Source organism: Streptomyces sp. NPDC002580 (genome assembly GCF_042889485.1).
Lineage (GTDB): Bacteria > Actinomycetota > Actinomycetes > Streptomycetales > Streptomycetaceae > Streptomyces.
This window is the reverse complement of sequence record NZ_JBIAQZ010000006.1, coordinates 205,187-226,356: the sequence shown is the minus strand read 5'-3', so window position 1 is coordinate 226,356 and position 21,170 is coordinate 205,187. Positions and strand designations below refer to the sequence as shown.

General features: G+C 71.5%; 19 protein-coding genes. 4 read left to right on the top strand and 15 right to left on the bottom strand.

Features of this window, described 5'->3' with window-relative positions; genetic code table 11:
- Positions 1-61 precede the first annotated feature (61 nt).
- The 5 genes from ACFYW7_RS20255 to ACFYW7_RS20235 form a co-directional block, all read right to left on the bottom strand.
- Entirely contained in the window at positions 62-682 is a 621-nt protein-coding gene (locus ACFYW7_RS20255) for an ATP/GTP-binding protein (RefSeq protein ID WP_389504130.1), read from the bottom strand.
- On the bottom strand, positions 663-1,112 hold the full coding sequence (locus tag ACFYW7_RS20250) for a DUF742 domain-containing protein (RefSeq protein WP_389504128.1): 450 nt from the start codon (positions 1,110-1,112) through the stop codon (positions 663-665). The genes ACFYW7_RS20255 and ACFYW7_RS20250 overlap by 20 nt, the downstream gene beginning before the upstream one ends.
- The gene (locus tag ACFYW7_RS20245; RefSeq protein WP_389504126.1) at positions 1,109-1,516 is read right to left on the bottom strand and encodes a roadblock/LC7 domain-containing protein; all 408 of its coding nucleotides are present in this window, start codon (positions 1,514-1,516) and stop codon (positions 1,109-1,111) included. The genes ACFYW7_RS20250 and ACFYW7_RS20245 overlap by 4 nt, the downstream gene beginning before the upstream one ends.
- Positions 1,513-3,111 carry a sensor histidine kinase gene (locus ACFYW7_RS20240; RefSeq protein ID WP_389504124.1) on the bottom strand — a complete coding sequence of 533 codons (1,599 nt, stop codon included), beginning with the start codon at positions 3,109-3,111 and terminating at the stop codon, positions 1,513-1,515. Before ACFYW7_RS20240 ends, ACFYW7_RS20245 begins: the two co-directional genes overlap by 4 nt.
- A gap of 314 nt (positions 3,112-3,425) precedes the next feature.
- Complete coding sequence (locus ACFYW7_RS20235; RefSeq protein WP_389504122.1) at positions 3,426-4,052, bottom strand: TetR/AcrR family transcriptional regulator; 627 nt, start codon at positions 4,050-4,052, stop codon at positions 3,426-3,428.
- A 219-nt stretch (positions 4,053-4,271) separates the two neighbouring features.
- Between ACFYW7_RS20235 and ACFYW7_RS20230 the strand changes: the two genes are divergently transcribed.
- The 4 genes from ACFYW7_RS20230 (at position 4,272) to atzF (ending at position 11,329) form a co-directional block, all read left to right on the top strand.
- A complete protein-coding gene (locus ACFYW7_RS20230; protein ID WP_389504120.1) occupies positions 4,272-5,096 on the top strand; it encodes an urea amidolyase associated protein UAAP1 in 825 nt (274 codons plus the stop codon).
- The gene (locus tag ACFYW7_RS20225; protein WP_389504118.1) at positions 5,093-5,692 is read left to right on the top strand and encodes an urea amidolyase associated protein UAAP2; all 600 of its coding nucleotides are present in this window, start codon (positions 5,093-5,095) and stop codon (positions 5,690-5,692) included. Before ACFYW7_RS20230 ends, ACFYW7_RS20225 begins: the two co-directional genes overlap by 4 nt.
- Complete coding sequence (locus tag ACFYW7_RS20220) at positions 5,689-9,216, top strand: 5-oxoprolinase/urea amidolyase family protein (protein WP_389504116.1); 3,528 nt, start codon at positions 5,689-5,691, stop codon at positions 9,214-9,216. The genes ACFYW7_RS20225 and ACFYW7_RS20220 overlap by 4 nt, the downstream gene beginning before the upstream one ends.
- Positions 9,217-9,664: 448 nt before the next feature.
- Complete coding sequence (gene atzF / locus ACFYW7_RS20215; protein ID WP_389504114.1) at positions 9,665-11,329, top strand: allophanate hydrolase; 1,665 nt, start codon at positions 9,665-9,667, stop codon at positions 11,327-11,329.
- 348 nt (positions 11,330-11,677) lie between these two features.
- On the opposite strand, the gene ACFYW7_RS20210 is transcribed toward atzF, so the two are convergent.
- The 10 genes from ACFYW7_RS20210 to ACFYW7_RS20165 all read right to left on the bottom strand — a co-directional run bounded on the left by ACFYW7_RS20210 (position 11,678) and on the right by ACFYW7_RS20165 (position 21,143).
- Complete coding sequence (locus ACFYW7_RS20210; protein ID WP_389504112.1) at positions 11,678-14,539, bottom strand: DEAD/DEAH box helicase; 2,862 nt, start codon at positions 14,537-14,539, stop codon at positions 11,678-11,680.
- A gap of 40 nt (positions 14,540-14,579) precedes the next feature.
- A complete protein-coding gene (locus ACFYW7_RS20205; protein ID WP_389504110.1) occupies positions 14,580-15,470 on the bottom strand; it encodes a diacylglycerol kinase in 891 nt (296 codons plus the stop codon).
- A 29-nt stretch (positions 15,471-15,499) separates the two neighbouring features.
- Entirely contained in the window at positions 15,500-16,447 is a 948-nt protein-coding gene (gene tatC, locus ACFYW7_RS20200) for a twin-arginine translocase subunit TatC (RefSeq protein WP_389504108.1), read from the bottom strand.
- A 47-nt stretch (positions 16,448-16,494) separates the two neighbouring features.
- Complete coding sequence (gene tatA, locus ACFYW7_RS20195; RefSeq protein WP_389504106.1) at positions 16,495-16,779, bottom strand: Sec-independent protein translocase subunit TatA; 285 nt, start codon at positions 16,777-16,779, stop codon at positions 16,495-16,497.
- 239 nt (positions 16,780-17,018) lie between these two features.
- Positions 17,019-17,213: a hypothetical protein gene (locus tag ACFYW7_RS20190; RefSeq protein WP_389504104.1), complete on the bottom strand. Its 195-nt coding sequence runs from the start codon at positions 17,211-17,213 to the stop codon at positions 17,019-17,021.
- Between the two features lie 10 nt (positions 17,214-17,223).
- Complete coding sequence (locus ACFYW7_RS20185) at positions 17,224-17,457, bottom strand: hypothetical protein (RefSeq protein WP_389504639.1); 234 nt, start codon at positions 17,455-17,457, stop codon at positions 17,224-17,226.
- 137 nt (positions 17,458-17,594) lie between these two features.
- Entirely contained in the window at positions 17,595-18,611 is a 1,017-nt protein-coding gene (locus ACFYW7_RS20180; protein ID WP_389504102.1) for a helix-turn-helix transcriptional regulator, read from the bottom strand.
- Positions 18,612-18,627: 16 nt separating this feature from the next.
- Positions 18,628-19,581 (bottom strand): helix-turn-helix transcriptional regulator, encoded by a 954-nt coding sequence (locus tag ACFYW7_RS20175; RefSeq protein WP_389504099.1) that lies wholly within the window; start codon positions 19,579-19,581, stop codon positions 18,628-18,630.
- A gap of 123 nt (positions 19,582-19,704) precedes the next feature.
- Positions 19,705-20,076, bottom strand: a complete 372-nt coding sequence (locus ACFYW7_RS20170; RefSeq protein ID WP_389504096.1) for an FKBP-type peptidyl-prolyl cis-trans isomerase — start codon at positions 20,074-20,076, stop codon at positions 19,705-19,707.
- Positions 20,077-20,135: 59 nt separating this feature from the next.
- The gene (locus ACFYW7_RS20165; protein ID WP_389504092.1) at positions 20,136-21,143 is read right to left on the bottom strand and encodes an FKBP-type peptidyl-prolyl cis-trans isomerase; all 1,008 of its coding nucleotides are present in this window, start codon (positions 21,141-21,143) and stop codon (positions 20,136-20,138) included.
- Positions 21,144-21,170: the final 27 nt, after the last annotated feature.

The following is a 21,170-nucleotide window of genomic DNA, read 5'->3' as shown; positions in this document are numbered from 1 at the left end:
AGCTGAAATGTGTTCTGTGGATGGGGAGTTGACGTACGAGGGGGCGTTCACCGTACGACGTTCAGACGCGCGCCGAAGTCATCGCCAGCGAATGCAGGAACCGCATCAACGTCATCAAGGTGTCGCGGCTGGAGGCCCTGCGGCGGGCGTCGCACTTCACGATCGGGATGTCCTCGGACAGGTCGAGCGCGGCCCTCAGGTCCTCGACCGGGTACCGGGGCGCGTCGGGGAAGTCGTTTATCGCGACGACGAACGGGACGCCGCGTTCCTCCAGGCGGCCGATCACATCGAAGCTGACTTCCAGGCGGCGGGTGTCGATGAGGACGACCGCCCCCAGCGCTCCCTCGAACAGTCCGTTCCACAGGAACCAGAAGCGCTCCTGGCCGGGGGTGCCGAACAGGTAGAGCACCAGTTGGTCCGTGATGGAGATCCGGCCGAAGTCCATGGCGACGGTGGTGGCCGTCTTGGACTCGGACCCGTAGTTGTCGTCGACTCCGATGCCGGCCTGCGTCATGGTCTCCTCGGTCGTCAGCGGCTTGATCTCGCTGACGGAGCCCACCATGGTCGTCTTGCCCACGCCGAAGCCGCCCACGATCACGATCTTCACGGCCGCCTGCGCGGTGTGCGGAAGGTGGTCCTCGGCACGAGGGCCCGTGATGGTGTCAGAGCTTTTGAAGTCCATGCATCACCGCTTCGAGGAGGGAACGGTCGGGGAGCGCCTGCCGGACGATCGGGGCGCGCGCCTGTACCAGTTCGGCCGCCAGCAGCTCGGTGAGCAGGACGGTCACCACGCTGTACGGCAGATGGAGATAGGCCGAGATCTCGGCCACGGACAAGGGGGCCCTGCACAGCCGCAGCAGCGCCGACTGTTCGGGCTGGGCGGCCGGGGGCGGCTCGGCGGCGCGTGCCACGACCAGCGTGACCAGGTCGAGCGCGGCGCGGTCGCCGTCCTCGCCGCCGCCCGTGAGCACGTAGAGCCGCTCTGGGTTCTTCGGCTTGTCCTGCCCCTCCTCCCCCTCGTGGTCCTCCGGGACCACGAGGGGGGAATCCGTCGCGGGGGGTTCCGCTGGCCGCTCCCTGGGTTGGCGCCGACGCCGTTGGGGAGGAGTCATACGGTCTGCCCGTTGCGCCGAGGCGGGCTGGTCAGGTGGGCCCCGATCCGGACGACGAGATCGCGCATGCGGTTGCTCATCAGGCCGGGTTCCGCGGCCTGGTTGGCGAGCACCGCGAGGTAGGCGTTGGCTCCCGCCGACATGAGGTAGAAGTAGCCGCCGTTGATCTCGATGATGACCATGCGCATCCGGCCGTCGCTCTTCGGGATCTCGCTCGCGACGGCTCCGGCCAGGCTCTGCAGGCCCGCGCAGGCCGCGGCCACGCGGTCGGCCGCGTCGGGATCTCCGCCGTAGCGGGCGATGCGCAGTCCGTCGGCGGAGAGCACCACGATCTGCTGGATTCCTGGCACTCCGTCGGCGAGTTCCTTGAGCATCCAGTCGAAGTTGGCTCGCTGCTGGATCACTTGAGGTCCCCCTCGTCATCTGCCTCTTCGCCGGTCTCGGCAGGGGCCGGTCGGTTGTCCGTGCTGAAAGCGGTCGGGTCCGGGTCACCCTTGAGCCCGTTCATGAACGCCTCGACCCACAGCCCGGGTTCGGGCTCCTTCTCCTCCGGGACCGGCTCGGGAGACCACGGCGACGGGATGCCGGTGGCCTCGGCGGCCTCCTGCTCGGCCCGCGCCTCGGCGAACCGCTGGCTGAGCGGGACCTTGACGCGGCTGCGGCGCTGCGGCAGGCCCCCCGGGGTCCACTCCGTGACCACCGGGACGTCGTCCTCGCGGGGGTCGCCGCTCGACCCGGGGATGCGGGGGCCGGTGGTCGGCTTGCGCTTCTTGGGCTTGCGCGCCGGGCCCTCCACCCCGCCGTTGTCGATGCCGGTCACCGAGGGGGCCCCGATGCCGTGCGCGAGACCGGGAGCGAAATCGGTGGTGAGCATGGCGCGCGGGGCGACGAGGACGGCACGGACACCGCCGTACGCGGACTGCCGCAGCGAGATCTGCATGTTGTACATCTCGGCGAGTCGACCGACGACGGCCATGCCGAGCCGGGGCGCCTGCCCCATGACGTTCGGGTCGACGCCCGCCGCGGCCAGCCGGAGCAGCTCCTCGATCTTGCCGCGGGCCTCGTCGCTGAGGCTGACGCCGCCGTCCTCGATCTCGATGGCGACGCCGGTCTGCACCTCGATGGCGGTGACGTGCACCTTGGTGTGCGGCGGCGAGTAGCGGGTGGCGTTGTCCAGGAGCTCGGCCAGCGCGTGGATGAGCGGTTCCACCGAGACACCCGTGACGGCCACGTCGACGATGTTGTGCAGCTCGATGCGCCGGTACTCCAGGATGCGGGACATCGCACCGCGCAGGACGCTGAACAGCGGTACGGGCTCGGGCCATTGGCGTCCGGGGCGGCCGCCGCCGAGCACGGCGATGGAGTCGGCGAGCCGGCCGATCAGCGCGGTGCCGTGGTCGATGCGCAACAGGTCGTCGAAGACCTCGGGGTTGCGCCCGTGGTCCTCCTCCATCTCGCGGAGTTCGTTGTTCTGCTGGTGGACGATGGCCTGCACGCGTCGGGCGATGTTGACGAAGGACCGCTGCGCCGCGTCGCGCATCGACTCCTCGGCGTCGATGATCTTGAGCAGTTTCTTCAGCAGGTCCCGCTGGGACTTGGGGATCTCGGGGAGGTCCGCGTTGTCGCGTCCCAGGGTGCGGAGCACCTCCGAGGGCGAGTCCCCGTCGTGCAGTCGGTCCAGCGCGTACGGCAGGACCTCCTGCGTGAAGCGCACGAGGTCCTGGTCCTGCGCGGCGACGCGCCGCTCCAGGGACGCGGTGCGGTGCGCGAAGTCGGCCCGCAGTTCGCGGGCGACGCGGCCGCGGCGGACCGCCTCGCCGCCGATCGCGATGACCAGCAGCGTGGCGAAGCCACCGCACAGGGCGACCGCGGCGCGGGCCGGCTCGGTCACGGCGGCGACGGCGGCGCCGGTCGCCACGGCCATCAGCACGGCGGGCAGCAACAGCACGCGCGCGTAAGGAAGTTCACGGCCACCGGGAGGCGATTGAACACTCACCATGTATGCCCTCTGAGACAAGTCGGCTGGGGGTGGGGGAGTTTACGGGGTAAACGACATGAATCGACACCAGTCAAACAGTATCTTCGGAACTTTTGGGAACAAGCGCACGAATACATCTCAACTCGGTGCGCTGCGGGCGAGCTTAGTCCGACCGGATCAACGCTGTGTCATATTCAGCAAGCACCTGAAATCGCCCGGGAGACTGGAGTAACCTCAGCCCCATTTACACGCTGCGCCCCCATTCGCACACGGTGCGTAACGGCGTTCGGGCGTGCGAGATCCACGCCCTCCCGGGGTGGAGCGGCGCCGGACCCTCAGACGCCGGCGATGCGCAGCGCCGCGTCCGCCGTGGCCTCGGCGAAGGCCGACACCGGGCGCTGCGGATCGGAGCGGTGCACGAGGATGACCCCCTCGATCAGACCGAAGAGCAGATCCGTCCGCAGATCGAGCTCACTCTTGGCGAGCGCGCCGCCGGCCGCCGTGGCGGCGAGCAACTGACGGTAGGTGTCCTTGAGTTCGGCCCGTACGGCATGGAAACCGGCGAAGCGTTCGGAGCGCACCTCGGGCAGCAGGTAGAGGCCGCCGAGGTTGTGCGGGCCCCCGCAGAGGACCTCCACGTCCGCACGGCACAGCTCCCACAGCCGACCCTCGGCCGGGGCGGCGTCGGCGGCGAGGAGTTCACGGGCGAACGCCAGCGACGGCGTGACCGTGGACTCCAGCAGCTCGGCGAGCAGCTCCTCCTTGCCGGACACGTAGTGGTACATGGACGCCTGGCGCATGCCCGCCCGTTCGGCGACGGCGCGGGTGGTGGTGGCCGCGTATCCCCGCGTCGTGAACAACTCGGCGGCGGCGTCCAGCAGTTCGGCGCGCGGCGTCAGCCCGCTGTCCGGCCGCTGCGCGGCCCGCGGCCTGCCGACCCGTCGCCCGCCACCTGTTCCCATGCGTTCGATCCTCGCACACGCACGGCGCCCCGCCGGGGCCCTGCCGGGGCGCCGCGGGTGGCGCGCGGGGCGCCGTGCGGACCCCTGCCCGGCCCCGGCGGCGCCGCCCCCGTGAGGGACAGGTAACCGCGCGGCAACACACGGGACACGGCCGCGACCCACCCCGCCCCTAATTTCTGTCGGGCGACAGAAATGACCCAGGAGCCGGAGGACCCCGCGATGGCGACAGCGACCACGCACGGAGCACGCGATCACGCCCGCGCCCAGGAGGGAACCCGCGCGGAGGCCATGCCCGTGGTTCCCGCGGGCGACTGGCCGGGTCCGTCCCACGGGCCGGGGCCGCTGGTGTGGGCCGAGACCGTGGCGGGCGGCAACTACACGCACAAGGTGCTGGCCCGGGGCACCGAACTGCGCCTGACCGACCTCGCGGGCGACGCCTGCGCGCACCTCCTGCTGTACGTGGCGGACCGCCCCTGGGAACGGCTGAACGTCGCCGACACCGTCAAGGTCCAGTGGAACGCCTACCTGGGCCCGGGGCGGTTGCTGCTCTCCGACCAGGGGCGGGTGCTCGCCTCGGTGGTGGCCGACACCTCCGGACGGCACGACGCCCTGTGCGGCACCTCCACCCTCGTACGCAACACCGGGCGGTACGGGGACGGAACCCCGCAGTCCGCGTCCCCGGCCGGACGCGAGCTGTTCAAGCTGGCCGCCGCCAAGAACGGGCTCGGGCCGCGCGATCTGCCGCCCTCGCTCTCCTTCTTCCAGGGCGTGGAGATGAACGAGGACGGCTCGCCGGCCTTCACCGGTTCGGCCGGTCCCGGTGCCGCCGTCACCCTGCGCGCCGAGCAGGACCTCACCGTGCTGATCGCGAACGTCCCGCACCCGGCCGATCCGCGCCCGGAGTACACGAGCACCCCGCTGGAGGTGCTGGCCCGGCGCGCACGGGCGACCGAACCGGACGACCCGCTGTGGGACGCCACACCCGAGGGCCGCCGCGCCTTCCTCAACACCGCCGAATTCCTTGCCACGAGGGGGCTCGCATGACGCACGTCACCGTCCCGGCCAGGGCGGCCTGGTCCGCCGTCGTCCGCACCGGCGAGACACTGACCGTCACCGATCTGCACGGCAACCAGGCCGTCGACTTCCTCGTGTACGACGCGAAGGACACGGCCGTCCGCTACAGCGCGCCCGACACGATCCAGGCCCAGGGGAACATCTTCCTGACGACGGGCAGTGTGCTGATGTCGAACGAGCACACCCCGCTGATGACCGTCGTCGACGACCAGGTCGGCCGCCACGACACCGTCGGCGGCGCCTGCTCCAAGGAGTCGAACACCCTGCGCTACGGGCACCACACCTGGTCCCAGCACGCCTGCGTGGACAACTTCCTCGCCGAGGGCGCCCGCCACGGCCTGGGCAAGCGCGATCTCGTGTCCAACATCAACTGGTACATGAACGTGCCCGTCGAGAAGGACGGCACCCTCGGCATCGTCGACGGCATCTCCTCCCCGGGGCTCACGCTGACACTCCGCGCCGAGCGCGAGGTGATCGTGCTCGTCTCCAACTGCCCGCAGATCAACAACCCGTGCAACGGCTTCGAGCCCACGGCGGTCACGATGACGATCGGGGCACCCGCATGACCTTCGACACCCTGCTGATCGCCAACCGCGGCGAGATAGCCGTCCGGATCATCCGCACCGCCCGTGAACTGGGCCTGCGCACGGTGGCCGTGTACTCCGACGCCGACCGTGCCGCGCCCCACGTCCGGCTCGCCGACGAGGCCGTACGCCTCGGCCCGGCACCCGCCAAGGAGTCCTACCTCGACGGCGACCTGGTCCTGAAGGCGGCCAAGGACACCGGGGCCGGGGCCGTCCACCCCGGGTACGGCTTCCTGTCCGAGGACGCGGCGTTCGCGCGGCGCTGCGAGGACGCCGGGATCGTGTTCGTCGGGCCGACGCCCGGGCAGCTGGAGCTGTTCGGCGCCAAGCACACCGCGCGGGCGGCGGCCGAGGCCGCGGGAGTACCGCTGGCGCCGGGCACCGGGCTGCTCGCCGGACTCCCCGAGGCCCTGGACGCGGCCGGCCGCATCGGCTATCCCGTCATGCTCAAGGCCACCGGCGGTGGCGGCGGCATCGGCATGTCGGCATGTCGATCGGCCGAGGAACTGGCCGAGGCCTGGGACCGGGTGCAGCGCGTCGCTGCCGCCTCCTTCTCCTCCGCCGGAGTCTTCCTCGAACGACTGGTGGAACACGCCCGCCATGTGGAGGTGCAGGTCTTCGGCGACGGCCTCGGCCGGGTCGTCACCTTCGGCGACCGCGACTGCTCGCTCCAGCGCCGCAACCAGAAGGTCCTGGAGGAGGCGCCCGCCCCCGGCCTGCCCTCCTCCGTGCGCGACCGACTCGCCTCCGCCGCACGCGAGTTGTGCGCCTCGGTCGGCTACCGCTCGGCCGGAACGGTCGAGTTCGTGTACGACGCAGCCCGAGAGGAGGCGTACTTCCTGGAGGTCAACACCCGCCTCCAGGTGGAGCATCCGGTCACCGAGGAGATCTACGGCGTCGACCTGGTCGCCTGGATGTTGCGCCTGGCCCGGGGCGAGCACGAGGTCGTGCGGGACCCGGGGGCGCCGCGCGGTCACGCCGTCGAGGCCCGCCTGTACGCCGAGGACCCCTCACGCGAACACCGGCCGAGCGCGGGCCTGTTGACCCGGGTCGCGTTCCCCGACGGGGTCCGCGTGGACGGCTGGGTCGAGACGGGCACCGAGGTGACCACCTCGTACGACCCGATGCTCGCGAAGATCATCGCGTACGGCCCGGACCGGGAGCGGGCCCTGGAACGGCTCGACGAAGCGCTGGCCGGGACCCGGGTGGACGGCATCGAGACGAACCTCGGGCTGGTGCGGGCCGCGCTCGCCGAACCGTCCTTCCGCCGGGCCGCGCACTCGACGGCCACCCTGGCCGGCGTCACCGATCCCACCCCGCGCGTCGAGGTCGTGAACGGCGGCACGCTCACCACCGTGCAGGACTGGCCCGGCCGCACCGGCCACTGGCAGGTCGGGGTGCCGCCGTGCGGCCCGATGGACGACCTCTCCTTCCGGCTCGGCAACCGGGCCCTCGGCAACACCGAGGGCGCGCCCGGACTCGAATGCACCCTCCAGGGACCGGCGTTGAGGTTCACCCACGCCACGACCGTGTGCGTCACGGGGGCTCCCGCACCGGTCACCGTGGACGGCACGCCCGTCGCCCGGTGGGAGCCGGTGACCGTGCCGGCCGGATCACTGCTGGAGGTCGGCGCGCCCGCCGCGCACGGGCTGCGCACCTACGTGCTGTTCGCGGGCGGCGGCCTCGACGTCCCCGCGTTCCTCGGCAGCGCCGCCACCTTCACCCTCGGCCGGTTCGGGGGCCACGGGGGCCGGGCCCTGCGGACCGGGGACGTGCTGCACGGCGGCACGGTCACGGCCTCCGGGGCACCCGTACCGCCCGGCGACCGCCCCGGCTTCACCGCCGAGTGGCGGATCGGCGCCCTCGAAGGACCGCACGCGGCACCGGAGTTCTTCACCGAGGACGACATCCACGACTTCTACGCGGCCGACTGGAAGGTCCACTTCAACTCGGCCCGCACCGGCGTACGGCTCATCGGCCCCAAGCCCCGCTGGGCCCGCACGGACGGCGGCGAGGCCGGCCTGCACCCGTCCAACATCCACGACACCCCGTACTCGGTCGGCGCCGTCGACTACACGGGCGACATGCCGGTGCTGCTCGGACCGGACGGCCCCTCCCTCGGCGGCTTCGTCTGCCCGGCGACCGTCGTCAGCACGGAGCGCTGGAAGCTCGGCCAGCTCCGCCCCGGCGACACCGTGCGGTTCGCGCCGCTCGCCGACGACGGTTCGGCGCGGCCGGCGATCGTCGACGGCGGCGTGCTCGCGCGGGACGGCGACGTGACCTACCGGCGCAGCGGCGACGACAACCTGCTGGTCGAGTTCGGGCCCATGCAGCTGGACCTCGCCCTGCGCATGCGGGTCCACGCGCTGATGGAGGCCGTGACGGGCGCCGCCCTCGACGGTGTCACCGACCTGACGCCGGGCATCCGCTCGCTCCAGATCCAGGCGGACCCGCGCCGGCTCCCCCAGCGCGAACTCCTCGAATCCGTACGCCGGACGGTCCGCGCGCTCCCCCCGACCGACCAGCTCGTCGTCCCCTCCCGGACCGTCCATCTCCCGTTGTCCTGGGACGACCCGGCCACCCGCGAGGCCATCGCCCGCTATATGGCCGGGGTCCGCGACGACGCCCCCTGGTGCCCGTGGAACATCGAGTTCATCCGCCGGGTCAACGGCCTGGACTCGGTGGACGACGTGTACCGCACGGTCTTCGACGCGGAGTACCTGGTCCTCGGCCTGGGCGACGTCTACCTGGGCGCCCCGGTCGCCACCCCGCTCGACCCCCGCCACCGGCTGGTCACCACGAAGTACAACCCGGCCCGCACCTGGACCGCCGAGAACTCGGTCGGCATCGGCGGCGCCTACCTCTGCGTCTACGGCATGGAGGGGCCCGGCGGCTACCAGTTCGTCGGCCGTACGACACAGGTGTGGTCGCCCTGGCAGCAGCGCGGCGCGTTCGAGCCGGGCTCGCCCTGGCTGCTGCGCTTCTTCGACCGCATCAAGTGGTACCCGGTGGAGGCGGACGAACTCCTGGAGCTGCGGGCCGACATCATCTCCGGCCGCTTCGTGCCACGCGTCGAGGAGGGCACCTTCTCACTCGCCGCGTACGAGGCCTTCCTCGCCGAGAACGCCGAGTCCATCGAGGAGTTCCGGTCCCGGCAGGGCGGCGCGTTCTCGGACGAGCGGGACGCCTGGGAAGCGGCGGGCGAGTTCACCCGCGCGGACACGACGGCGGCCCCACCGGCTCCGGCGGCCGAGGTGAGTGTCCCGGAGGGCGGCCGGCTGATCGAGGCCGAGTTCGCCGCGTCGGTGTGGCAGGTGCACGTGACACCGGGCGAGCGGGTGACGGCGGGGCAGCCGTTGCTCGCGCTGGAGGCGATGAAGATGGAGTCGCGTGTCCCCGCCCCGATCGACGGAGTGGTCCGGCGGATACTCGCCGGACCGGGCGATCAGGTCGAGGCGGGCACGGCCCTGGTGGTACTGGCCCCCCTGGAACCAGCGGCACCCTGACCCCTCCCCCGCCCGTACGCCTCCCGACCTCCCCACCTCCACCCGGTAGCGGTCCCGCACCGCTCCTCCCCCACCCGTAACCGTCCCGTGCCGCTTTCCCCCACCGGTAGCCGGTCCGCACCGCTTCTCCCCACCGGCAGCCGGGTCGCACCCCCTCCCCCATCCGCATCGGCCTCGCCCAGACGCCCGCACCCGTCCGGGTCCGATCGCCTCCGGCGCCGGCGCCACCCGCCTCGTCCGCACCGTTCCACCCGCCCGCACCCGGCCTTCGTCGTCCGTCCCCGACCCCGCTCCGGCGGCCGCACCACGACCGTCGGCGCTCCGCCGCCCTGCCCGTCGCGCCGCCCGTCGCGCCGGGGCCCCGGTCCGCCGGAACCCGGCGGACCGGGGCGGACCGGCACATCCGGCGGAGGCTGGCGGGGAACCCGTCCCAGCACAAGGAGTTCCGATGTCCGCCCTCACCCGAGTCCGCACGGCGTACGCCCGCATCGAGGCGGTGGACCGCCCGGAGATCTGGATCGACCTGCGCCGCCGGGAGGAGGTCGAGCGGGAGGCCGAGGCCGTGGACGCCCGCGTCGCCGCCGGGGAACGCCTCCCGCTCGCGGGCAGGCTCCTCGCCGTGAAGGGCAACATCGACGTGGCCGGCCTGCCCACCACGGCGGGGTGCCCGGCCTACGCGTACACACCGGGCGCCGACGCCCCCGCGGTCGCCCGGCTCCGCGCGGCCGGAGCCCTCGTCCTCGGCACCACGAACCTCGACCAGTTCGCCACCGGTCTGGTCGGCACCCGCTCCCCGCACGGCGCCGTCCGCGGCGCCCTGGACCCGACCAGGATCAGCGGCGGCTCCAGCTCGGGATCGGCCGTGGCCGTGGCCCTCGGCATCGTCGATCTCGCCCTCGGCACGGACACCGCCGGGTCCGGCCGCGTCCCCGCGGCGTTCAACGGCGTCGTCGGCCTGAAGCCGACCCGCGGTCTGGTGCCGACGACCGGTGTCGTCCCCGCCTGCGCCTCCCTGGACTGCGTCACCGTGTTCGCCCGCACCCTCCCGGAGGCCGAACAGGCCCTCGCCCACCTGACCTCCCCCTCCGGACGCGCCCTGCCTCCACTGGCACAGCGCGCGCCGGGCCCCTGGCGCGTCGCCGTCCCGCCGACGGAACAGCTCGGCGAACTGGACGAGGGCTGGGCACAGGCGTACGAGGCGGTGGTGCGCCGGCTCTCGGCCGCCGGAGCCGAGGTGCGCACCCTCGACCTCACCCCGTTCACCGAGGCCGCCGCGATGCTCTACGAGGGCGCCTTCGTCGCCGAGCGCTACGCGGCGGTGGGGAGTTTCATCGACAAGTTGACCGCCGAGGGAGGTGACGGCCTCGATCCGACCGTCGCGGGGATCATCACGCGGGCCCGGGACGTCCCGGCCCACCAGCTGTACGCCGACCAGGAGCGGCTGGCCGCGCTGCGCACCCGGGCGCTCGCCGAACTGGCCGACGCGGACGCCCTGCTCCTGCCCACCGTGCCCGGCCATCCCACGCTCGCCGAGGTCGCCGCCGATCCGCTGGGCACCAACGCCAGGCTGGGCCGCTTCACCAACTCCACGAACCTCTTCGACCTGGCCGCCGTGGCCGTCCCGGCCGGTGCCACCCCCGCGGGACTCCCCTTCGGCGTGATGCTGATCGGCCCGGCGTTCACCGACGAGCGGCTCGTCCGGATCGCCCGCTCGCTGGAGCCGGGGACGAGCCTCGCCGTGGTCGGGGCGCATCTGTCCGGTCAGCCGCTCAACGCCCAGCTGCTGTCCCTGGGCGCCCGTCTCGACCGTACGACCACGACGGCCGCCGTCTACCGCCTGCACGCCCTGGCCACCACCCCGCCGAAGCCGGGGCTGGTCCATGTCGGGGAGGGCGGCGGCGCCGTCGAGACCGAGGTGTGGAGCCTCCCGGCGGACGGCCTCGGACGACTGCTGGCGGCGCTCCCCCGCCCGATGACGCTGGGCAGCGTCGAACTGGCCGACGGCAGCCATGTGCCGGGATTCCTGTGCGAACCGGGCGCGCTGGCCGACGCTCCCGACATCACGGAGCACGGCGGCTGGCGCGCCTACCTGCGCCACCACGCGGGCCGCTGAAACACCCGGCGACGACCGGGGGCCAGCCGGCGCGCCCCCGGATCAGGGGCGATGAGGCCCAGTGCTCTTCACCCGCCGACGACGCCGGAGATCCCCACCCACCGCACGGGAACAGTGGCACCGGTGGTGCTCCCCAGCTTCCCGACGAGGGACACGGACGCCCGCGATTGCCCGGCCTCCCGCGCGGGAGGACTCGGACGTCGGCGGTGTCCACCGCCCCGGCAGGAAACACGGGCACCGGTGTTCTCGACGCCAGGGCAGGAGACGCGAAAGCCGGTGGTGCCCCGCCTCCCCGACGGGAAGCGGAGCACCACCGGCCGAACCACCGGGCCTGCCGAGCGCGCGGGCTCAGCCCACCGACGAGTAGGCCACCACCCCGCGCAGCAGGGCGTCGACCGCCTTGCGCGCGTTCTTCGCGACCGTCGACTTCTCGCCGCCCGAGACGGGCGCGGCTGCCGCGATCTGACCGAGGACGTCGATGACCTGCTTGCACCAGCGCACGAAGTCGCCGGCGGGCATCTCGGCCTCACGCAGCACCTCGTCGAGGCCCTTGCCGGACGCCCACTCGTGGGCGGCCCAGGCGAAACCGAGGTCCGGCTCCCGCTGGCCGACCCCCTCGGTCTGGCTGATCCCGAAGTCCTCCTCCAGGGCGTCGAGACGGCCCCAGATGCTCACCATCTCGCCGAGCGCGGCCTTGGCCTTGCCGGAGGGCACCTTCGGCGCCATCGCGTCGTCGGCGACCCGGGACTCGTAGACCAACGCCGATACGCAGGCGGCCAGTTCGGCGGGGCTGAGCCCGTCCCAGACACCGGCCCGCAGACATTCGCTGGCCAGCAGGTCGAGTTCGCCGTACAGCCGGGCGAGCCGCTTGCCGTGCTCGGTGACCTCGTTGCCGCGCAGGTAGTCCAGCTCGGTGAGCAGGGCGACGATCCGGTCGAAGGTGCGGGCGATGGTGTTCGTCCGCCCCTCGATGCGGCGCTCCAGCTGCGTGGTGTCCCGCTGCAGACGGTGGTAGCGCTCGGCCCAACGGGCGTGGTCCTCACGGTCGCTGCACCCGTGGCAGGGGTGCGCGCGGATCGCCGTGCGCATCCGCGCGATCTCACGGTCGTCGGCCGCCTCCGCGCGCTTCTTTCGGTGCCGGTCCGGGACGATGTGCCCGGCCTTGGTCCGCAGGGCGGACGCCAGATCCCGCCGGGACTGCGGCGAGCGAGCGTTGAACGACTTGGGGATCCGCATCCGGTCGAGGGCCTCGACCGGCACCGGGAAGTCCATCGACGCCAGCCGCTTCACCTGGCGTTCGGCGGTGAGCACCAGCGGGCGCGGACCGTCGTGCTGCTCGAACCCGCGGTGGCCGTTGGACCGGCCGGCGGGCAGCCCGGGATCGAGCACCAGGGCGAGTCCGGCGTACTTGCCGGTCGGCACGTGGATCACGTCACCCGGCTTCAGCTTCTCCAGGGCGACGGCCGCTTCGGCCCGGCGCTGCGACACCCCCTGGCGGGCCAGCTCGGTCTCCCGGTCCTTGAGTTCACGACGCAGCCCCATGTACGCGTCGAAGTCCCCGAGGTGGCAGGTCATGGACTCCTTGTAGCCCTCGAGGCCTTCCTCGTTGCGCTGCACCTGCCGGGAGATCCCGACGACCGACTTGTCGGCCTGGAACTGCGCGAAGGACGTCTCCAGGAGCTCGCGCGAACGGTGCCGCCCGAACTGCTCGACCAGGTTCACCGCCATGTTGTACGACGGCTTGAAGCTGGAGCGCAGCGGATAGGTGCGGGTGCCCGCGAGTCCCGCCAGGTGCTCGGGACTGAAGCCGCGCTGCCACAGCACGACCGCGTGGCCCTCGATGTCGATGCCGCGGCGGCCGGCCCGGCCGGTCAGCTGGGTGTACTCGCCGGGGGTGATGTCGGCGTGCTGCTCGCCGTTCCACTTGACGAGCTTCTCCAACACCACCGAGCGCGCGGGCATGTTGATGCCCAGCGCCAGGGTCTCCGTCGCGAACACGGCCTTGACGAGGCCGCGGACGAAGAGCTCCTCGACGACCTCCTTGAAGGTGGGCAGCATGCCCGCGTGGTGGGCCGCGATGCCGCGCTCCAGGCCCTCCAGGAACTCGAAGTAGCCGAGGACGTGCAGGTCCTCGTCCGGGATGGAGGCGGTGCGCTCCTCGACGAGTTCACGGACCCGCGCGCGGGCCGCGTCGTCGTTCAGCCTCAGTCCGGCGTGCAGGCACTGCTGCACGGCGGCCTCGCAGGCCGCGCGGCTGAAGATGAACGTGATGGCGGGCAGCAGTCCTTCGGCGTCGAGCCGCTCGATGACCTCGGGACGGCCCGGTGTCCAGATGCGCGACCGCTGCCTGCGCTCACGCTCCCGGTCGGCCTCCCGCATCGCGCGGCCCCGTCTGCGGTCCTGGTACGAGGGCCGGCTGGCCTCCATCCGCGCCATGCGGGTGAGGTCGGGGTTGACGGCCTTCCGCTGGCCCTCGCCCTCCTCGAACAGGTCGTACATCCGCCGTCCGGCCAGCACGTGCTGGAACAGCGGGACGGGTCGGTGCTCGGAGACGATCACCTGGGTGTCGCCGCGCACGGTGTCCAGCCAGTCGCCGAACTCCTCCGCGTTCGACACCGTCGCCGACAGTGACACCAGGGTCACCGACTCGGGGAGGTGGATGATCACTTCCTCCCAGACGGCGCCGCGGAAGCGGTCGGAGAGGTAGTGCACCTCGTCCATCACCACGTAGCCGAGTCCGAGGAGCGTCTGCGAGCCCGCGTACAGCATGTTGCGCAGGACCTCGGTGGTCATGACGACCACCGGCGCCTCGGAGTTGACGCTGTTGTCGCCGGTGAGCAGGCCGACCTTGTCCGCGCCGTAGCGGCGGCACAGGTCGGCGTACTTCTGGTTGGACAGCGCCTTGATCGGCGTGGTGTAGAAGCACTTCTTGCCCTGCTGGAGGGCGAGGTGGACGGCGAACTCGCCGACGATCGTCTTGCCCGAGCCGGTGGGCGCGGCCACCAGGACGCCCTTGCCCGCTTCGAGCGCCTTGCAGGCCTCGATCTGGAAGGGGTCGAGGCCGAAGTCGTACATCTCGCGGAAGGGGGCGAGCGCGGTGGCCTGCTCGGCAGCGCGCCTGCGTGCTGCCGCGTACCGCTCGGCCGGTGAGAGGTCCTCTGTCATCGTGCTTTCGAGACTACCGGGAGCCACTGACATGAGGACGATCATTATCCGGATCGGACCCCGTGAAACCTTGGATCACCGCAGCTCAGGGAAGTGCGACGCGCACCGCGGCCGGTATGCACTCCGCGGTCAGCGGCAGCGGCCCGAGCGGCTCACCGTCCGCGTATCCGGTGACGCCCTCCGCGACGAGCTCGACACGGGACGCCCGGTAGGTGCTCACCACGGGATGGTCGACGTGGGTACCCCGGTACACCTTGGGGAACACCTTGAGCAGCGTCGTACGGCTGCAGTCGCCGACCACCGTGATGTCGAACAGTCCGTCACCGAGGTCGGCGCCGGGGCAGATCCGCATGCCGCCGCCGTACGACGATCCGTTGCCGACGGCCACGAGCGTCGCGTCGATCTCGCGGGTCGCGCCGTCGTCCAGCGTGAGGCGGTACGGGACGGGCCGGAACGCCGCCAGTTCGGCGAGCATGGCGAGGTCGTACCTGAAGCGGCCGACGGGCAGCCGCATCCGGTTGCCGCGGTCGTTGACCCGGGAGTCGAAACCGGAGGCGAGGACGGTGCCGAACCAGCTGCCGTTCACCCGGCCCAGGTCGACGTCCTGCACCCGGTCGCCCTTGAGTGCCTCGGCGATCAGCCGCCCGGCGGCCGCCGGGTCGCGTACGGGCACCCCCAGGGCCCGCGCGAAGTCGTTGCCGGTTCCGACGGCGACCAGGCCGAGCGGGGTGCGGGTGCCGGCGACGGCCTGCAGGGCGAGGTTCGCCATGCCGTCGCCGCCGACCGCGACGAGGGCGCCGGTGCCGGCCTCGACGGCCTCCCGCGCCCGCGTGAGGCCGTCCGCCGCGTCCTCGCCGAGGACGGTCCGCACGGAGAATCCCGCGGCCCGCAACGCGGAAGCGGCCGGCTGCGCCGCGCGGGCGCCCCGGCCGCGGCCCGCGGTGGGGTTGACGAAGAGGGTGATCTCGCTGGTCATCGCCCGACCCTACGAGGTTCCGGGCCTCGTCAGGTCACGTCGTCATAACCGTTGACCCGCTCCGAGTTCGCCTGCTCCGGAAGGGTCCGGCCGGCCGTCACGGACTCGGCCTCGCCGATGTCCTCGGGGGTGAGGTCGAGGTCGGAGGCCTCGTCGTCGGCGGGGCCCTCCGCCGCGCGGCGGGCACGACGCCGGTCGTTCATCAGGGACACGCCCGTGGCGACGAAGTACAGGATCCAGATCGGCCCCGCCAGAGCCAGCATGGAGACGGGGTCGGTGCTGGGCGTGGCGATCGCCGCGAAGAGCGTGATGCCGATGACCATCGCGCGCCACCAGCCCGCCATCCGCTTCCCCGAGAGGACACCGCCGAAGTTCAGCATGACCAGCAGCAGCGGAAGCTCGAAGGAGATCCCGAAGACGAGGATCATCCGCATGATGAGCTGCAACAGGTCGTCGAGCGGAAGCTGGTTGTCGCTGCCGATGATCGAGAACTCCAGCATGACCGACGCCATCTTGGGCAGCGTCCAGTACGCGAAGTAGGCGCCGGCGACGAAGAGGGGGACGCCCGCGGCGACGAAGCCGAGCGCGTACTTCTTCTCGTCACGGTGCAGACCGGGCGCGACGAAAGCCCAGAGCTGGTAGAGCCACACCGGGGCCGCCAGCACGACACCGGCCGACATCGACACCGTCAGTGCCAGCGTGAACGGACTGAGCAGACCGTTCTGCACGATGCGGGCGCACTGCACGGTGTCGGTGCTCTTCGCCAGATCGGAGAAGCTGTACTCGCACCCCACGGCGTCAAGGATGGGGTTCGTGAAGAACTCCATGATGTTCTTGTAGAAGAAGGCCGAGACGATCATCCCGATGACGATCGCCAGCAAGCTCTTCACGAGCCGGTTGCGGAGCTCGCGAAGGTGATCCACGAGGGGCATCCGACCCTCGGGGTCCTTCTCCGTGTCGCGGGCAGACTTGAGCAACCCACATCCTCATCTCATGCGGCGGGCCGGACGTCACCGGCCCTGCGTCAGCGCTGGGTCGTGTCCGTCGGCTCGTTGACCGGGCGGGAGCTGGTCACGTCGCCGGGGGCCGCCTGGATGGTGCGCTGCGCCGGGGGCTGCTCGTCGGTGCTGGGCGGGCCGGCCGGAGCCGGGTTGCTGCCCTCGTCCTTCATCGCCTTCGCCTCGCTCTTGAGGATCCGGGCGGACTTGCCGAGGGAGCGCGCCATGTCCGGAAGCTTCTTCGCGCCGAACAGCAGGATGATGACGACGAGGATGAGAATGATCTCGGGAGCTCCGAGCCTTCCGAACATAAGTCTTTACCTTCTCACCGAGGCTGCATGGTCGTGGGGTGCTGTCCGATCGGTCGGACACCTGTCCGATCGTCGTGTCGCCAGCGATCGTAGCGCTCAGGGGTGAACGCGGAGCAATCCCTGTGCGTACTCCCAGGTCGCGGCTCGCGCCTCGTTATCCGGGCCGCGACCTTGAGCGTACCTGTCCTCGATGAGAAGTTGACAGGCCGAAGCGGCTCATTGCGTATCCATGGAACGACTCATACCGCGTCCATAGAGCGGGCGGCTCCGACGGCGGCCCGCTCCAGGTCCTCGGCGGCTCTGTTGATACGGCGCGCGGAGTCGGCCACCTGACTGCCCAGACGCTCCGCTTCCAGGAAGACACGGACGGCGAGCACTCCGAGAACGGTGATTCCCAGGAAACCCGCGGCGATCGCAAACATCGGCCAGAACATGACGTCGACCCTAGAGGGTGGAGTGCAGCCGCAGGGTGCGGACCCCGCCCCCGGTGAGGAGCTCGACGATGCGCTCCCCCGCGGGCTTGCGGACGGCGGAACCGCATTCGGGGCAGGTGAAGGAGTAGAACGTGGTCCTGCTGCTGGCGCCGATGGCCAGGCGCAGGGCTCCGGGCCTGAGCTCGAAGCCGGCCCGGCAGTCGGGACAGGCGGCCCTGAACAGGACCTCGACGACTCTGCGCATCCCCGCGAAGGCCGTCACGACCGACACCTCGGGCGCCCCCGAGGGCGCTCCCGTCCGTCCCGGCGTTCCCGCCCACCCGGCACCCGGCTTCTCCGGACCACCCGGCCCGCCCCGCACCCCGGACATCGACGACCTGTTCAAAGCCCTTGCTCCCGCCCCTCGTACGGTCCGTCCTCAGCCCCTTCGAGCCCGTCGTAGGCGGCGAGTGCCTCGCGGGCCGCGCTCCGGGCGCTGTCCGCGAGGTCCTGCGGCGAGACGATCCGGCCGTCACCGCCGAGACGCAGGGCCAGCCGCCGCAGCGACGTGGGATCGGGGGTCCGCAGGGAGATGCGCAGCCCGCCGTCCGGCAGCTCGTCCGCGCTGTCGTGCGGGTAGTACTCGGCGACCCAGCGCCCGCCCGGCCCGACCTCGACGACCACCTCGGGATCCTCGGCCGCGGGCTGGACCAGCCCCTCGGAGAGGTCCCGCAGCTCGATCTCGGGCGGTGCGGACGGCTCGTCCAGGATGCGGATCTCGGCGACCCGGTCGAGCCGGAAGGTGCGGCGCGCCTCGGAGCGGCGGCACCACGCCTCGACATAGGTGTGCCCGACGCTGACCAGGCGGATCGGATCGATCTCGCGCTCGCTCAGCTCGTCCCGCGAGGGCGAGTAGTAGCGGATCCACAGCCGGCGCCGCTCGGAGATCGCCCGGTCCACGTCGGCGAAGACACCGCCCTCGGACTCGAACGTCACCGACAGCCGGGAACTGGCGCCCGCCGCCTCCCCCGAGGCGGCCTCCACCTTCGCGGTGGCCCGCAGCAGCGCCTGCCGGTCGCCCTCGCGCAGCCCGGGCAGGGTGGACACCGCGCGGGCGGCCACCAGGAGCGCGGTCGCCTCGTCGGCGGCGATCCGCAGCGGCGCGGCGACGTCGTCGGGGTTGTGCCACCAGATCCGGTCGCCGTCGGTGTCGATGTCGAGCAGATCGCCGCCCCGGAAGCTCGTCCCGCACAGCGGCAGCACGTCGAGGTCGGAGATCAGCTCGTCCTCGGTGATCCCGAAGGCGCGGGCCACATCGCCGATGCGCGCTCCGGGGCGCTCGCGCAGATAGGTCACCAGGGAGAGCATCCGCCGCGTCTGGTCGAGCGCGTTCGTGGGCCTGGCCGGTTTTCCTGCCACGTTCTTGACGTTCCCCTCAGCCCTTGGCCACGGCGCGCAGCCGGTCGACCACTTCGGCCCGCAGTTCGGCGGGCTCAACGACGACCACGTCCGGCCCGAACTCCACGAGCCAGGCGTCCAGGCCGTGCCCGTACGGAATCTCCAACTCGTCCCATCCCTCGCCCAGTTCCCGTACGGAGACGGCCTTGGCCCGCAGTGGGTAGCCCGCGCCGCTGCGCAGCCGGATCAGCGCGGAACGGTCGGCGATCTCCCCCGCCCAGCCGGCCACCGTCTCCCGCACGGTGACGACATCGGGCACCTCGACGGTGTACTTCCCCGTACGCGCGCGGACCTTGCCGGTGATCCGGGAGAGCCGGAAGACGCGCTCGGCGGCGCGGTCGCGGTCCCAGCCCGCGAGGTACCAGTGGCCGCGCCAGCACTCCAGGGCCCAGGGCTCGACGTGCCGGGTCTCAGGGCGCACGGCCGTGGCCTTGCGGTAGTCGAAGACGACCGGGCGGCGGTCGCGGCAGGCCAGCATCAGGGGTTCGAAGGCCGCTTCGTGGACGGGGATGTGCGGCTCCAGGGCACCGTGCGCCTCGTAGGGGTCCACGTCCTCGGGCAGACCCGCGGCCCGCAGCTTCTGGAGCGCCCCGCTCGCGGCACCGGCCAGCCGGGCCTGCTGCCAGACCTTCGCGGCCAGCCCGAGGGCGGCGGCCTCCTCTGCGTCGAGGGTGATGGGCGGCAGACGGTTGCTGTCGCGGCGGGCGAGATAGCCGACCTCGCCGTCGAGGTTCTCCACCGTCTCGATGACCAGGCCCAGCTCGCGCAGGTCGTCCTTGTCCCGTTCGAACATCCGGTTGAAGGAGTCGTCCGACCCTGCTTCCAGATACGCCTCGATGGACTCGCGGAGTTCGCGCTTGCTGAGCGGCCGCCGCGTCCCGAGCAGACACAGTGCGAGGTTCATCAGCCGCTCGGCCTTGGCAATGGCCATCGACGCCCTTCCTATGGTGCTTCCGACCGATGACCGTACCGCTCCGACGTGCCGCGGCAAAAGCCGAGGGCCCATGCCCGGACAGGCATGGGCCCTCGACGATCAGATCTGATCTCTTTAAGGTCAGACTCCGAGCAGGTCGACCACGAAGATCAGGGTCTCACCCGGCTGGATCGCCGGGGTCGGGCTCTGGTTGCCGTAGGCGAGGTGCGCGGGGATGGTCAGCCGGCGACGACCGCCGACCTTCATGCCCTGTACGCCCTGGTCCCAGCCCTTGATGACACGGCCGCCACCGAGCGGGAAACGGAACGGCTCCCCACGGTTCCAGCTCGCGTCGAACTCCTCACCCGTGCTGAACGCCACACCCACGTAGTGCACCGTGACGTTCTGACCCGACTTGGCCTCGGGGCCGTCACCCTCCCATACGTCCTTGATCTCGAGGTCGACCGGCGGCTCGCCCTCGGGGAAATCGATCTCGGGCTTCTCGATGCTCACGTCTTTGCTCCTGCTTGTGTACGTATGGGCAACGCGGACAGTCTTACATCAAAGACGGGTCACATCTTCGCCAGGATGTCGACCGAGAAGACGAGCGTGGAGTCCTTCTTGATGCCGCTGCCGCTCGGCGGGTTGTCGCCGTAGCCCAGCTTCGGCGGGATCACGATGAGGACGCGACTGCCCACCTTCTTGCCGGTCAGCCCCTGCGCCCAGCCCTTGACGACCTGCTGCAGCCCGAACGACGTCAGCTGACCCCGCGAGTACGTGGAGTCGAACTCCTTGCCGGTGTCCCAGAGCACGCCCTCGTACTGCACCAGGATGCTGCTGTCGGCCTTGACCTCCTCGCCGTCACCCTCGATCACGTAGTTCGCCACCAGCTTCGTGGGAGCGTCCGTCTTCGCCGGGATCGTGATCTTGGGGGCCTTGCCGTCCGTGTTCGTGCCGACCTTCGGCAGCGCGGCGTCGTTCTGCGGGACGTCCTTCCCCTTGGCGGAGCTCTTGGAGTTGAACGTGTTCTCGATGTCCACGACGAACACGATCGTGTCCGTGCCCTTGATGCCCGCCTGCGCGTTGCCCTGCTTGCCGTAGCCCCAGGTCGGCGGGACGGCCATCTCGACGCGGCTGCCGGCCTTCTTGCCGATCAGGCCGTAACGCCAGCCGTCGATGATGCCGCCCTGCGCGAGCTGGATGACCAGCGGCGTCTTACGGTCGTAGGAGTTGTCGAAGACCTTCGCCGTGGCCCAGATCTGGCCGAGGTAGTTGGCCTGGATGTAGTCGTTCTCCGCGACCGTCGTGCCGTTGCCCGCGATGACCGTCCTGACCGCGAGGTCCTTCGACGGCTCACCGGTGCCCTTGGCGACGGTCGGCTTCTCCCCGAACTTCGTACCGGCGGTGATCGCCGGCAGCGGCCCGTCGACGATCTTCGGCGGGGGCGGAGCGGAGGCCGCGGCGGACGCCGAGGGCGACGCGCTGCTGGACTTGGCCGTGTCTGACTTGCCGTCGTCACCGCATCCGGCGAGTGTGACCAGTCCAGCGGGAACGGTGAGAAGGAGTGAGCGTCGGCGCACGGTGGGGGCCTCGTATCGGTCGATCTT